The 14,034-nt window shown below is 44.6% G+C and carries 11 protein-coding genes; 4 read left to right on the top strand and 7 right to left on the bottom strand.

Annotated elements, in window-relative coordinates; genetic code table 11:
* Window positions 1-390 precede the first annotated feature (390 nt).
* Complete coding sequence (locus FX988_RS20085) at window positions 391-2,787, top strand: TonB-dependent receptor (RefSeq protein WP_160181842.1); 2,397 nt, start codon at window positions 391-393, stop codon at window positions 2,785-2,787.
* A 308-nt stretch (window positions 2,788-3,095) separates the two neighbouring features.
* Window positions 3,096-3,437 carry a hypothetical protein gene (locus FX988_RS20080; protein ID WP_160181841.1) on the top strand — a complete coding sequence of 114 codons (342 nt, stop codon included), beginning with the start codon at window positions 3,096-3,098 and terminating at the stop codon, window positions 3,435-3,437.
* A gap of 388 nt (window positions 3,438-3,825) precedes the next feature.
* Here FX988_RS20080 and FX988_RS20075 read toward each other — a convergent pair whose 3' ends face one another.
* A complete protein-coding gene (locus tag FX988_RS20075; protein WP_160181840.1) occupies window positions 3,826-4,524 on the bottom strand; it encodes a cation transporter in 699 nt (232 codons plus the stop codon).
* A 70-nt stretch (window positions 4,525-4,594) separates the two neighbouring features.
* On the opposite strand from FX988_RS20075, the gene FX988_RS20070 reads away from it, so the two are divergent.
* Window positions 4,595-4,984, top strand: coding sequence for a Cd(II)/Pb(II)-responsive transcriptional regulator (locus tag FX988_RS20070; protein WP_201751681.1), 390 nt, complete (start codon window positions 4,595-4,597; stop codon window positions 4,982-4,984).
* 107 nt (window positions 4,985-5,091) lie between these two features.
* Here FX988_RS20070 and FX988_RS20065 read toward each other — a convergent pair whose 3' ends face one another.
* From FX988_RS20065 to FX988_RS20055, 3 genes are read right to left on the bottom strand one after another with little or no spacing between them, the layout of a single operon-like run.
* The gene (locus tag FX988_RS20065; protein WP_160181839.1) at window positions 5,092-8,166 is read right to left on the bottom strand and encodes an efflux RND transporter permease subunit; all 3,075 of its coding nucleotides are present in this window, start codon (window positions 8,164-8,166) and stop codon (window positions 5,092-5,094) included.
* A complete protein-coding gene (locus tag FX988_RS20060; RefSeq protein ID WP_160181838.1) occupies window positions 8,163-9,218 on the bottom strand; it encodes an efflux RND transporter periplasmic adaptor subunit in 1,056 nt (351 codons plus the stop codon). The genes FX988_RS20065 and FX988_RS20060 overlap by 4 nt, the downstream gene beginning before the upstream one ends.
* The gene (locus tag FX988_RS20055; RefSeq protein ID WP_160182245.1) at window positions 9,218-10,306 is read right to left on the bottom strand and encodes an efflux RND transporter periplasmic adaptor subunit; all 1,089 of its coding nucleotides are present in this window, start codon (window positions 10,304-10,306) and stop codon (window positions 9,218-9,220) included. Before FX988_RS20055 ends, FX988_RS20060 begins: the two co-directional genes overlap by 1 nt.
* 170 nt (window positions 10,307-10,476) lie before the next feature.
* Between FX988_RS20055 and FX988_RS20050 the strand changes: the two genes are divergently transcribed.
* Window positions 10,477-11,184, top strand: a complete 708-nt coding sequence (locus tag FX988_RS20050) for a TetR/AcrR family transcriptional regulator (RefSeq protein WP_160181837.1) — start codon at window positions 10,477-10,479, stop codon at window positions 11,182-11,184.
* Window positions 11,185-11,244: 60 nt separating this feature from the next.
* Here the strand turns inward: FX988_RS20050 and FX988_RS20045 are convergent, their stop codons facing one another.
* Genes FX988_RS20045 through FX988_RS20035 form a run of 3 tightly spaced genes read right to left on the bottom strand, consistent with a single transcriptional unit; the run spans window position 11,245 to window position 13,999 of the window.
* Window positions 11,245-11,628, bottom strand: a complete 384-nt coding sequence (locus FX988_RS20045) for a hypothetical protein (RefSeq protein WP_160181836.1) — start codon at window positions 11,626-11,628, stop codon at window positions 11,245-11,247.
* 2 nt (window positions 11,629-11,630) lie between these two features.
* The gene (locus tag FX988_RS20040) at window positions 11,631-12,995 is read right to left on the bottom strand and encodes a sulfite oxidase (RefSeq protein WP_160181835.1); all 1,365 of its coding nucleotides are present in this window, start codon (window positions 12,993-12,995) and stop codon (window positions 11,631-11,633) included.
* 23 nt (window positions 12,996-13,018) lie between these two features.
* Window positions 13,019-13,999 carry a YeiH family protein gene (locus FX988_RS20035; RefSeq protein ID WP_160181834.1) on the bottom strand — a complete coding sequence of 327 codons (981 nt, stop codon included), beginning with the start codon at window positions 13,997-13,999 and terminating at the stop codon, window positions 13,019-13,021.
* Window positions 14,000-14,034 lie beyond the last annotated feature (35 nt).

Here is a 14,034-nt window from a genome sequence, read left to right as displayed (position 1 = left end):
AATCGTATTTATAACCAGTATAAGCTGTCGCAGGTTCGTCGCTTCACTTGCGACCACAAAGCCCAATAGAACTGGGCTTCTGCATTCATTCCCCGGCAATTTCGCGCCTTTGTAAACCTCAAAATTGTTTTAACAAAAAGATTGCAATTAGTTAACTTTATGGTTAAATTTTGCATATCTTTTGTCTTATATAAGACATCTAATGTATGACTCAAGATGCCCTATAAGTCATCACAATGTCCGTTTCACGCATTAAGTGGTACGGAATATTAAATGAAGAACGGTAGGCCAAAGTGCACAAACAATAGTGCACACTCATTCATTTTTTGTTTGGACACACAAAAAATGAACATTGGACTTACCCCTAAAACAGAGATCGTGGAGAACACCATGTTACTAAAACCTAGCACACTACACACAGGCATTACGCGCGCTCTAGCGATAGGCACGTGCATGACAATCGGCTTCGCCGCTAGCGCACAAGAGGCGGCGCCAGCAGAAGATAAAGGCTTAATGGAAAAAATTACCGTTACGTCACAAAAACGCGTAGAAAACCTCAACGAAGTTCCTGTTGCTGTATCTGTGCTACGTGAAGACCAGATTAACTCTGCGTTCTCAGCAAACATTGAAGGTTTACAAGCGTTAGTCCCTTCAGTCAGTTTCCGAAAAGGTAACACCAACCGTAACTCAGCGATTACCGTACGTGGTATTGGTACGATTTCATTTAGTGTGGCTGCAGAGCCAAGCGTATCAACTGTTGTTGATGGCGTGGTATTAGGCCGTTCTGGACAAGCTTTTGTTGATCTATACGACCTAGAGCGCATCGAAGTGCTACGTGGTCCTCAAGGCACCCTATTTGGTAAAAATGCATCAGCCGGTGTGGTCAACATTACGACTAAACGCCCTTCTGACGAATTTGGTGGCTCCGCTGAAGTCACTCTTTTTCAGGACAATGAATACCGTTTAAAAACCAGTGTTACCGGTGCGTTAAACGACAATGTTAACGGTAGCCTAACTGTGCTTAAGTCACAATTCGACGGCTACATCGACAACGTGTATAACAACGAAACCACCAACGGCTACGATAAAGAAGGTATCCGCGGTATGTTAGATATTGATGCCGGTAACGATACCGACATCTTGTTTATCTTCGAAAATGTTAAATCGAATGATAACTGTTGTGCAGATTTAGAATTGGCACCGAGTAATCGATATGTCACCTCTGAAGCAGCACCAGATAGCACGGGTAATGGGGATTTAGATTTAGATCAGCGCAAAATTGACCATGATTTTGAAACGCGCACTATTGATGAAACCACTGGTTTCTCAGTTCAAGTGGACAAAATGATTGGCGATCACGAATTTACTTCAATCACAGCACACCGTAGCTGGGATAACACGGAATTCCGTGAAGGTGACTTCACCTCAACCACGGGCTCAATCCCCTTGCCAGTGAATTTCGGTAGCGTGCCTGATGGCGGCGTGTCCTTTCAACTACACGACACTGGCGTACAAAACTGGAAACAAACATCACAAGAATTCCGCATTGCTTCACCGGTAGGCGGTGACTTTGACTACCAATTAGGAGCATTTTGGTGGACACAAAAATCTGAGCGTAACTTTACCCGTGACGCCAGTTGCCAAAATAATGGTGGGCAGTTCCCAGCAGCGATCGGCACCTACTTAACTGAAAACTTTGGTGTTGAAAACCCGTCTGATGAGCAGATTAATCAATTCATCGCTGATGAAAATTTAAGCTGTAATGCCAACGACATCGTCAGTGCGACTGCTTTTATGCGTACGCAATTTGATAACTGGGCATTATTCGCAGACGGTAAATATCACATCAATGATGACTTGCGTTTACTCTTTGGTATTCGTTACACAGACGATGAAGTGAGCTACAGCCATAACCGTAGCAGCAACGATGAGTACAAACGTACAGGTGTTGGTGTACGCAGCTTCGAAACTGATTATCAAGGCGAAACTGATGAAACTAATGTATCCGGTAAGTTAGGTGTTCAATACGATTTAACCGACAACAGCATGGCATACTTCACCTTCTCGCAAGGTTATAAAGGCCCTGCTTTTAACGTGTTTTACAATATGTCAGCAACAGATACCTTGCCTATTGACAAAGAAACCTCTGATGCTTATGAATTAGGGTATAAATACGCTAGCAACGATTTAATTTTCAACGCAGCGATTTTCAGAACTGATATTGATGGCTTCCAAGCGAATAACTCTGAATTGCTTGATGGCGTTACCATCACTCGTCTAACCAACGCGGGCTCTGTTATCACCGAAGGTATTGAGTTTGATTTAATGTGGCAAGTGACTGATAACTTCACCCTAACCGGTGGTTTATCAAAAGTTGATGCAGAAGTCGATGAATTCAAATGCCCCGTTACAGATACAGAATGTACTGGTCGTTCAGGTGCTGACTTGCCCTTCTCACCCGATCTTAAATACTCAGTCACAGGTGAATACCTCTGGGAGCTAGAAGATATGAACGTTATCTTAAACAGCTCATATGTATACACAGATGAAATGTACGCTGGCGCGCCTGGCGGCACAGCAACAGCAATTGATCTGCTACCAGACTACGGTATTTTAAACGCAAGCTTGGCCTTCTCGTTTGACGATGATGCCTATCGCATTAGCTTAATCGGCAAAAACTTGACTGATAAGAGCTTTGTCACCACGTACAGTGGCGATAACTTCCGTTATCAAATTCCACGTGATGCAGAACGCTACTTTGGTGTGCAGTTGCGTGCGAATTTCTAAGCGTAACCTTCTAACCTTTCCCTGAGAGTTAGTGTGTGTTTAGGGCGCCTTCACGGCGCCCTTTTTTATGCCAGTAAAAAAGAAAAACGCACAAATTTAAAACAATCCTTTAATTCCATTTGCCACTGGGGTAAGTTTATTTATAATCGACTTTTACTTATTATGCATAAGAGATATTAGCCGATAAAATTCAAGTAGTTAGCATTAAACTGTGTTTAATTCGCGGTTTATTCTGCGGGTGTTGAAACACGTAAACTGATATGGCAAAGCCATATTGTTACTTTTTATTGATAATCTATTAGTAAGTTATGAAATTTCACATTCAAAAGCATTTAGAGTCTTATTTAGTCAAAGAGCGTGTACCAACTGAATACAAAAAGTTAGCGGAGAGCTGCGAATCGCAACTTGAGAATACCTGCACGTTAATTACTTTTCCTCATGATCGTAAAAATATGGTGAAAAGTAGCCTAGTACAAAAGGCACTGACTAAGTTAGGGGAGTTGGAAGATCAAAGTTTAGTGGTAATCGGAGGCTGTTTTACTGCTGAATCAGAGGCACTCTTACATGACGTTGATGCTGTTATCTTATCATTATCGGAAGGACATTGGACTGACTCAAGCAAAGGGCATACTCGCAGCGAACACGATTAACCTACTCACTGTTTGACCTCATTCTAGAAAATGAAAGCGACGATTAACCGTCGCTTTTTTATTGTAATACCATTATTCCACGTAAATACCAATTCCATTAAATAATTAACCACTCAGCTAGCGTTTAAAAGAGCTTAAACAAGGCGCATAACTGTTTAGTGGTTCGCTTTCGACGTCATCCAACGCAGTGTAAGCCCTTTTAACACTCGCCTACAAGGCATGCCCCAGCAGCTTTTGCTCTGCGCTCTCACTATTTGAAAGAGACCACGCATTACGACATAGCCACACCTTAATCAAAAAACCGCTGGACGCATTCCGAGGAGGTAACTGTGAATGCGGATGGGTATAAAATAACTATCTCGATTTGAGATTAAACCCTGCCCTAACACTACGATCCGCAACAAGATGATGATTGCTTTTTAGATCCCTGATCTTTTTGAGATGGCGTATCTTCGTTTCGAACATCTATAGTACCTTTTGTTAGCTCAGGATGACTCGTTAGCATGCTCTTGGCTTGCACTACGATTTTCCACGACGATTGCACTATAATCAGCGCGATAATGCTGCCGATGACCAAGTCAGGGATCGCCGAATCTAACCACACCACCAGCCCAGCAGAGACTATCACTCCGACATTAGCAATCATGTCGTTACGTGAGCAAATCCAGCTTGCGCGCATATTAATGTCACCTGCTCGGTATCGAGAAAGTAACACAAAGCAAAGTAAGTTCACTTCTAAGGCCAAGAATGAAACCCATAACATTATGGCAGTTTGGGGTTGACTGCCGTTTATGATGCGCATCAGCACGTCAAATAAAATGAAACCGGCTAATACCAGTTGCAATGAGCCATTAAACAAGGCCGCTTTCGCCTTATACTCTATCGCTTTGCCCACAGCATAAAGGCCTACCATGTAAACCATGGCATCCGCTAGCATATCCAGCGAGTCAGCCATTAAGCCGCTTGACTGACCCAACCAGCCTGCGATGAATTCCACGAAAAACATACCACCATTGAGACCCAAAACCGTCCACAGCAACGTGCGTTGTTCTTTATCTTGGGCATTTACACCACAACATTCGCTCATGCTATCCCCATTGAATTGCTATTTGTTAAGGGTAGAATAAACCTTCCAGTTACAGGAAGGTCAAATGATGATGCAAATTAAACAATTAGCCAAAGTGACAAACGTAAACGCCAAAACTATTCGTTATTACGAAGATGTCGGCTTATTGCCAAAAGCAAAGCGAGGAGATAACGGCTACCGCTACTATCAACAGCGAGATGTATCCTCCCTCAACTTTATTCGACGCTGTAAAGAGCTGAGAATGCCGCTTTCAGATATTAAAAGATTGGTTTCGCTCCAAAATGATGACAATGCCCCTTGTGCAGAGGTAGATGCATTAATCAATCTGCAACTCGAGAAAATACGTGTTGCCCAATATGAATTACAACAACTGGAAAAGAATCTGCAGACTTTAGCGGACAGCTGCAGCCATAAGCAGATTAAAAATTGCGAAATATTAAACCACTTACGAACAAATTAAGTGGTCATGCTAGCAACGTAAAAAAAGGCCCTACAAATGTAGGGCCAAGTGCCTAGGAAGGCCGCTAAACATGACGCTATTAACGCCGTAAATTTTATCTCTGTTAATTACGCCGTCGCGGGTTTTACTTTGTAGAAAATCGCGAACAACACTGGCACCACGATAAGCGTTAATACCGTAGCGAACCCTAACCCAGCCATAATGGTAATCGCCATAGATCCAAAAAAAGCGTCAAACATAAGGGGCACCATACCTAAAATTGTGGTCATAGCGGCCATGCTCACTGGACGTACCCGACTCAATGCACTGTCGAATACGGCATCATACGCATCTTTACCCGTCGCCAGTTCGATATTGATCTGATCCATTAACACAATCCCATTTTTCAATATCATGCCGCTCAAACTTAGTAACCCTAATAAAGCAGTGAAGCTAAAGGGCATTCCGGTAGCCAATAAACCAAATGAAACACCAATAATTGCCAATGGCACAGTAAACCAAATCACTAACGGTTTGCGCACTGAGTTGAACAAAAACACAGTAATGATGAACATCACCAGTGCCCCAATGGGCAAGGATTGAAACATGGCCGCCTGTGCATCATTCGTCGACTCATATTCGCCGCCCCACGCTAATTCGTACCCTTCAGGAAACGTTAATGCTTCTACTTTAGGGCGCAGGCGAGCAAACAAAGAAGCCGCGGTTTCATCCCCTAAGACATCGTGATCGGCCATCACTGTTAATGTACGTTTCCTATCGCGACGCAAAATGAGGGGATCAACCCAATCCATTTTCACGCCGTCAATAATCTGTTCAACCGGAATATACGTTTGTAACGTTGGGCTCCAAATATTCAAATTGGCCAAGGATTCAAAGTCGACTCGCTCTTGCTCTGGCAAGCGAGTGATAACAGGTAGCATATGGGTACCATCACGGATAATGCCTATGGTGTTCCCCCCAAATGCCATTTGCAACGTACTAGACAAGTCTTGTTTAGAGATCCCTAGTCGGCGTGCCTTAGATTCATTGAACTGCGGCACTAACTCTTTAGTGCGTTCGCGCCAATCATGGCGAACATTGCGTGCCCCAGGATCTGCGTTAAACACGTCTTCAATTTGCCGAGCAATGCCGCGCAGTATTTGCGGATCTGAGCCAATGACCCGCGCTTCAATTTTAGATGCAGGTGAAGGACCAAACTCCATCACCCGTAGGCGAAACGTTGGGTGGCTAAAGGTTTTATTCAAGTCAGCTTCTAACCCATCAAGTAGCGCGAACATGTTTTCTCGGGTATCGACTCTGACCGTCATTTGGGCAAATGCGGCGTAGCTTTGCTCGGGTTGATAGGTCAACATAAACCGTTGCATGCCTTGGCCGACGGTAGATGCCACAAACTCAACGTGGTCAAGTTTGCCTAAATACTCTTCAACTTCTGCACTTTGTTTAATGGTTTGTTGAATATCAGTTCCTTGGGGCATCCAAATATCGACATGAAACATAGGTGTGTTTGACGCAGGAAAAAACGACTGCTTTACATTGCCAAAACCGACAACGGCGACCACTAGCAGGGCCAACATCGCAGCGACAGTTACCCAACGAAACCGCAAAGCAAAACGGAGCATAGAGCCAAAAATAACGAACAGTGCCCCTTTGTATGCATCATCATCTTCACCGTCAGTCGCTTCATCGCCCTCTTTAGCGGCTTTTTCTGTGAGTAAAAGATTGGCTAAGAACGGAGTTAGTGTCAGGGCTGTCATCCAACTTAAAAACAGCGAGTAACACAACACCCAAAAAAGTGAACCCATAAACTCACCTGTCGCATCTTCAGACAAACCAATCGGAGCAAAAGCGGTAATGGCAATGATAGTTGCGCCAAGCAAAGGCCATTGGGTTTGCGTTACAATATCTTTAGACGCTTGCAGTCGAGTACGGCCTTTTCTTAGACCCACTAATATTCCTTCCACTACAACGATGGCGTTGTCCACTAACATGCCTAAGGCGATAATCAGAGCACCAAGCGAGATCCGGTGCAGTTCAATACCTGTGTAGCTCATCAGCATGAAGGTGCCGAATACGGTGAGCAATAAAACGGCCCCAATAATAATCCCACTGCGCAGCCCCATGGCAAATAGCAGCACCACAATAACGATGCCAACCGCTTCTGCTAAGCTGAGCACGAAATTGCTGACTGATTTATCCACCTCTGTGGCCTGATTATAAAAATAATTAAGCTCGACGCCCGCAGGCTTAATGCTTTGTAAGGTTTCAAACTCCTCTTCTATATGCGTCCCCACATCAACCACGTTTACACCTGGGGCGAATGAGATACCTAAGCTGATGGCTTGGCTGCCATTGAAAGTCACGACATTACTGGGGCGCTCTGCAATACCGCGGGAAACCGTGGCAACATCTTTTAACCGAATAAGGTTTCCTGTGTCACGTCCGTGAATAATCAAGTTCTCTAATTCTTCAACCGAACTTAATGTGCCACTAGGGCGAATAATCAATGACTCGCCATTGACCATGACTTGGCCAGACTGCTGCACGCTGTTTTGTTGGTTCAGTAAACCTGTTACCGTGCTCATATCTAAATTGAGTGACGCTAAACGCTCTAGTGATAACTCCACAAAAAGTTGCTCTGTTTGATCTCCCGCTATAGCGACTTTCCCCACCCCTTTAACGAGCTCAAGTTCACGCCTGAGTTGATCTGCGTAACGTTTTAGCTCTACCGCATCATAACCGTCACCGGTAATCATGATCATAATGCCGAACACATCGCCGAAATCATCAAGAATTTGCAGTGAACTTACCCCTGTCGGCAATGTTGGCTGGGCATCATTGATTTTGCGGCGCATTTCATCCCAAATTTGCGGCAATATTTCTGGGCCGTAAATCGATTTCATACTGACTTTAAGCTGAGACATACCGCTAGAAGAAATAGACGTAATATTATCGATATAAGGTAGCTGTCGAATTTCACGCTCTAATGGGTAGGTTAACTCCTCTTCCACTTCTTGTGGTGTCGCACCTGGGTACGTGGCTATTATCAACGCATCTTTTAAGGTAAAAGCAGGATCCTCTAAGCGCCCTAGGCCATTAAAGGCGGAAATACCCCCGAGGGTTAGCAGAACTAAAAATAACCCGCTGATGACTTTATATTTAATCGAGTATTCTGCGATGTTCACTGCGTTGCTCCTTGAACTGTCATCCCTTGGCGTAACTTTCTCAAATTAGAATTAGCTATCACATCTCCCTCACGAATACCGCTCAAAACAATTACCCCATTTGATTTCACTTGGCTTACCTCCACGGGGGTAGCCACTGCTTGATTATCTTGAATTTTCCACACTCTGAATTGACCGTGTTGCTCAGCAGACTCGATGGCCGTCATGGGTAATTCGAAACCTTGTAATACACCCATTTGGGCTTTAACCATATCAATGCTTACCTGCACATTGGTTCCAGGTAAAATTTTAGGGGTCACTTGGGGCATTTTCAGCCAGAATTGATATGTCTGAGATTCAGGATCTAGCTCGCTGGTATGTTCAAGGTAATTAAGGGGATACTGCCCTTTATGCCCACTAAAATGCCCTAAAGGACGATAGTTAGGTACACTCAATAACGGCTTTAAGCGCGTCAACACAGTATCAGACACTGAAATCTCTACATAAACGTCTTCGCTTTGATAAATACTAACAACCGTTTCTCCGGCATCAGTGCGCTCAAAGTCCTGTTTAGAGACCATGGAAATAATACCGTCGACTGGTGCTTTCAGGCGAGTATACCCGAGTTGGACTTCAGCCAATTTGGCATTCGCTACAGCCAATTTGTAATTGGCTTGTAATTCATCAAGTTCAGAAGATGAAAGCATCGCTCTGCTACGTAACTCTTTTCCCCGCTCCAGCTGCTTTGCAGTTAAATCAAGCCTAGCCTGAGCATCATTCAAAGTTTGAACGAGTCTACTGTCGTCCAAAATAGCCAATACTTGACCTTTTTTAGCCACATCACCTTCTTGTACTTTCACGTCGACTATTTCGCCCTCAAGTCTAAACGCTAAGGGAGTCAATTCTGGCGCAACCACCTGGCCATTAAACCGCCTAAACTGCGTGTCAACAGGCGCAGAAACCTCTATGGTGTCCAAAATTAACGGCGGCTTGGGCCTATGTTCTATATTGGGTGTGCAGGCTTGTAGCAACAGTAGTGCTAGAATATACATGCTAAAAACGATCGATTTCATTAAATGCCATCCTCTTCGACCCAAGGTTTCACTTTCTGCCCTTCCTTGAGACCATTAATCCCTGTTTCCACTACTAAATCACCTTGCTGTAAGCCACTTTGTATAAAACCATTTTCGTCTAACCCAACCAGTGTTTTGTTTACGACGCCTTGTGATGCAGAAAACTTCCATACATACCCACTGCTCGCGTCCCGGCTAATCCAAGCGCTTTTCGGTAAAGTAAACAAACTGGTTTGGTCAGGAGCGACGATATTTACTTGTCCGCTCATACCCGACAGCAAAGTTAGATCATCGGGACGACGTACCGTCACACGTGCGGTATAACTGTTGGTATCGATATTAGGCTGAGTTGAAATCTCTTTAAAACGCGCTTCTAGCTTTCTGTCGCGGGCAAAGTCCATCGTGACCCATACCGCCGAGCGACTAATATTCTCTACCCCGTATTGAGATACATAGCTCACCGGCACAGTGAAAACCACGTCCATCAGTGCATTGTTAAGCACTTTCATTACCGGTTGTTTTGCTGCGACAACTTGATGCGCTTCTGCGTTAGTTAATGACACCACCCCATCAAAAGGAGCCCGTATTTTGGTATAGGTTAAGTCAGTTTTAGCTTGTTCAAGCAGCGCCTTCGCCACTTTATAATTCGTTTCGTTTTGGTCGAATTGGTCCTTGCTGATCAACGTCTCTTCAATCAGCGCCTTAGCACGAAGATATTGTGTTCTAGCTAAATCATATTCAGCTTGTCGCGCATCTAATGCTAATTGATAATCCGTTGGATCAAGGCTGGCTAAGAGTTCCCCCTTCTTAATTTGCTGCCCCATATGTGGCATCGCTGAGGCAATTTCACCGGACACATTAAACGACAAGATTGCCCGCTCAGTGGCATCTAACTTTGCAATAAAAGGATTTACCTGTTGCTGGTTAAGATCCGGTATTTTAACTAACTTCACCGGCTTAATGACCTTGTTAGTGTTTTGTTCCGCCATTTCTTGGGAATTAACACTGTCACACCCACTTAATCCCCCAGCAACAACCAAGTTAAACAAAGCTATGCCGAACACCCAACGCAATTTTCGATTAACCATCACACATATCTCTATTTTATTAGCCACTTGTACAGCAATTTACTATACAGACGTGCAGTATATTGAAAGTAATAGCTAGATCAAGTATTATTTTCCAACTGGACAATATAATATTGCAGACATTAGCATAAGCGGAAACGCGCTTAAGAAGATCGTTAAGTTGAAAAATTATGAGTGAAAGAAAGCAAGGCCGAAGAAGTGCTCAAGACGCAGAGCAAACAAAGGTCGAGATATTACAGGTTGCCGCAGAGCTGTTCTGTGAACTCGGATATGAACGTGTTTCTCTGCGCAATATCAGTGAAAAAGCCGGCGTTTCTCATAGTCTGATACGCCATCATTTCGGTAGCAAAGAAAAAATTTGGCACGACATCAGCGATGAGCTGCACGAATTTATCGTAAAATATGTGGCAACTGTCTATCAGAACATTCCTAAAACCGCTCCTGCCAACGTACAACTATTCGAGTTTATTAAGCGAATGATGGCCTATATGCTGCTTTTTAAACGCCCAGTACAATTAATTGCCGATGCAGTACGCCAAGAAGACGCCCTTCTCGATTATTTTCTAGGCAGCGGTGAAGATATCGAAGACTTTGTTGAAGGTTTAGTTAACGCGCATAACACTCTCCTGCCGGAGGCAAAGATTCGAATGTGGGATATAAAATGGCAAATCATGATGTATGCTCATGCGGCAGCTTCTCTAACCCCATTTTTGAAAGAAACTTGGTCTGATGAAACTGACGATCTCGACGAATGCTTACTCCGTCATTTTATGTTGTTTGAAGACACCATGGCCGCGCGTTTACATATCGATAAGCGCTATCGCAGTATTCCTAAAAGCGTACAAGAGTTGGTTTACGAACTGCCATGCACTGACTAACTCAATGCATAGTCAGGCATAAAAAAGCCTAGCACGGGCTAGGCTTCAAAAGATGTAAACTCAACTTTTCGGCATCAAATGCGCTGGCAGCGGTGCCCTTCGGCCCATATCTCGCTCACCATAATTAGCACTCAAATAATCGAGTATTTCGTCCTCTCGAGGCAGTGCCCACAAATTCTGGGTTTTCTGCATCCAGCGAATTGTACTTAGCCAGCGCTCTCTACTCATGTGGTTTTGAGTCACCAATTTAGCAGAATGACAGGCAGTACAGTGGGCCCTCACCATTTCAAACCCGGGCTGTATCACGAGCCCAGATGCTGAATCGATTTGTGCTTTGTCTCCCAGCTCGCTCGCCCAAGCTGGCGAAGTGCAAGTCATATAAAAACAAAATAATCCTGTGAGCAAGCGTTTAGCAGGCAACGATGTAAAGGTTAAATCTAGCATCCTCACACTACCTGCACAGCAACGCGATGGCACGCATTGTTTAGATATCCTTTGGGGTTCCAGCCCGGCAAAATCATAGGCTGGCTGACGCCTTCATTGTCTGTCGCCTTAGCCCAAACCTCAAAGTAGCCCTTGGAGGGAAACTGAACTTCGCTCTGCCATTGCTGCCAAGCATTGCGATTAACCGGTTTTTCAACCTTGGCTTGTTGCCAAGTTTGACCAAAGTCGATAGAAATTTGAACCTGCTTTACGCTTTTATCACCTGCCCACGCATGCCCGCGTACGGCAAATGCTTCTGACTGTTTATGATTTTCCCCCGATTTAGGAAACGTAATAAGCGACTTAACAGGCATAGCGTGAATAATACACATGTCTTCATCCGCCACTTTGCTACCCGGCGCAACGGGCTCACAAGGAACACGATAAGCAGGTGCCGCCATTTTCGCGCCGTCATGCACTTGGTCGCGGATCACAATACGCTCAAGCCATTTCCCCGAGGTAGATGCAGGCCACCCGCCTATAACCAAACGCAGTGGATGCCCGTTCATCAGCGGAATATCGGCGTCGTTCATCGCCCAAGCAATGAGGTTTTCTTCTTCTAACGCTTTGCTGATTGGCACACCGCGAGAGATTGCTTCTTTGCTCGGATCGCCGCTAATGTGCGTATCTTTACCGTAGTAACCAATGTAAACCGCGTCGTCTTTTATCCCTACGTCTTTAAGTACGTCGGCTAAGCGTACGCCTGTCCATTTCGGACATGCTACCGCACCTGTGGTCCACTGGTTGCCTTTGGCACCTGGGCTAAACTCAGCACGTCCATTGCCGCCGCACTCTAGTGTCAACTGGTAACTATGATGCGTAAACTTCTCTTTTAGATCAGCTAGGCTATATTGTTTGCGCTGCTTGGCAGATTCACCCTCTATGGTTAGCACCCAGGTTTGCGGGTCTATTTCACTAGGGGGAATACCATTGTTACGCACAAACATATTTTCAGCTTTGGTGATCTTGTCATCCAACATATGTGCAGGCGTTTCTGCATTAATAGGGCGGTCATTCAACACCACCAAGCCCGCACTTTTGCCCACAATTGTGGACGGGCTATTTGTTTGCGCAAACGCACTTGAAATCATACCTGAAGGGAGAATCGGCGCTAATAAGCTTTGCGCCCCAGCGAATGCGCCAAGTCCTAATATAAAGCGACGACGAGATAAGCCACGAGACGCACTCGCCTCGGGTGCTAGGGATGAAGACGCTGCGTCAGATAAAGATACATTTGAAACAGATTCGGTATTTGAATCATTGGAAATTGCCGAAGGCTCATTGGCAGAAGAAAAAATAGACTCAGGCTTGGCCTGTGCTGGTTTCATGACATCACCTCTTTTAAGAAAATTTAAAGATATGGAAGGCATACCAATATCAATCCAGCAATCCATGCCGTTTCTAGCATCAGCAGCAAAATAGGTTTGAAACCAACCGTCAATAATTGACTTAAATTTGATTTCATACCAATCGCCGCGATGGCGATAACTAATGCAAAACGTGAGATATCGGTAGATATTTTGGTCAATGCCTCTGGCAAGGCTACCACGCTATTAATGCTCATTAAAATAACAAAACCGATTAAAAACAATGGAATACCTGGGGCTTTTGCATTACTAGTTTTATCCATATTCATCCGCAGCACCAACAAAATACACACCACGACCGGCATCAACAGGGCGACACGTACCAATTTGGTCAGCGTTGCTAACACCCCTGTTTGCTCTGAGACTGAATAGCCTGCACCCACTACTTGAGCCACGTCATGAATAGTACCTCCAAGGAAAATACTGGTGGCTGTTTCATCTAGCCCTAACATGCCAGCGATAATAGGATAAACCACCATGGCCATAGTCGATAATGCTGTCACCCCAATGATGGTTAACAGGGTGTCGCGATCTTTATCTTTGCCTTCAGGCAACACAGCAGAAATCGCCATTGCAGCCGACGCACCGCATATCCCAACAGCTCCGCCAGTGAGTACGCCAAAACGTTTTTGTAAACCAAATGCTTTGGCTAACACGATACCAAGCAAAATAGTGCTCATGATGGCCACCACGAGCAACAGGCCTGTTTTCCAACCCAGTGCGATTAGATCCCCAAAGGCAATCCGTAATCCAAGTAGTGCTACGCCGATACGCAGTATGGTACTGGCAGTAAATTCAATACCTGTTTTACATTGCGTACCTTGATGTAGAAAGGACATGGCGATGCCTAACAATAAGGCAAATAGCATGGCGGGCGCACCGTAATGCTCACTTAAAAAAAGCGCCGCCATGCCCACAGTTGTCGCCACCATAATGCCAGGTAGCAATGTTTTTATTTTATCCATATTTATCACTACCTGAATTTAGGTGGGCGTTTAAG

The sequence above is a fragment of the Paraglaciecola mesophila genome, assembly GCF_009906955.1.
In the GTDB taxonomy this organism is placed as follows: domain Bacteria; phylum Pseudomonadota; class Gammaproteobacteria; order Enterobacterales; family Alteromonadaceae; genus Paraglaciecola; species Paraglaciecola mesophila_A.
Note: the sequence above shows the minus strand (reverse complement) of the source record. Positions and strands in the feature narration are given on the sequence as shown.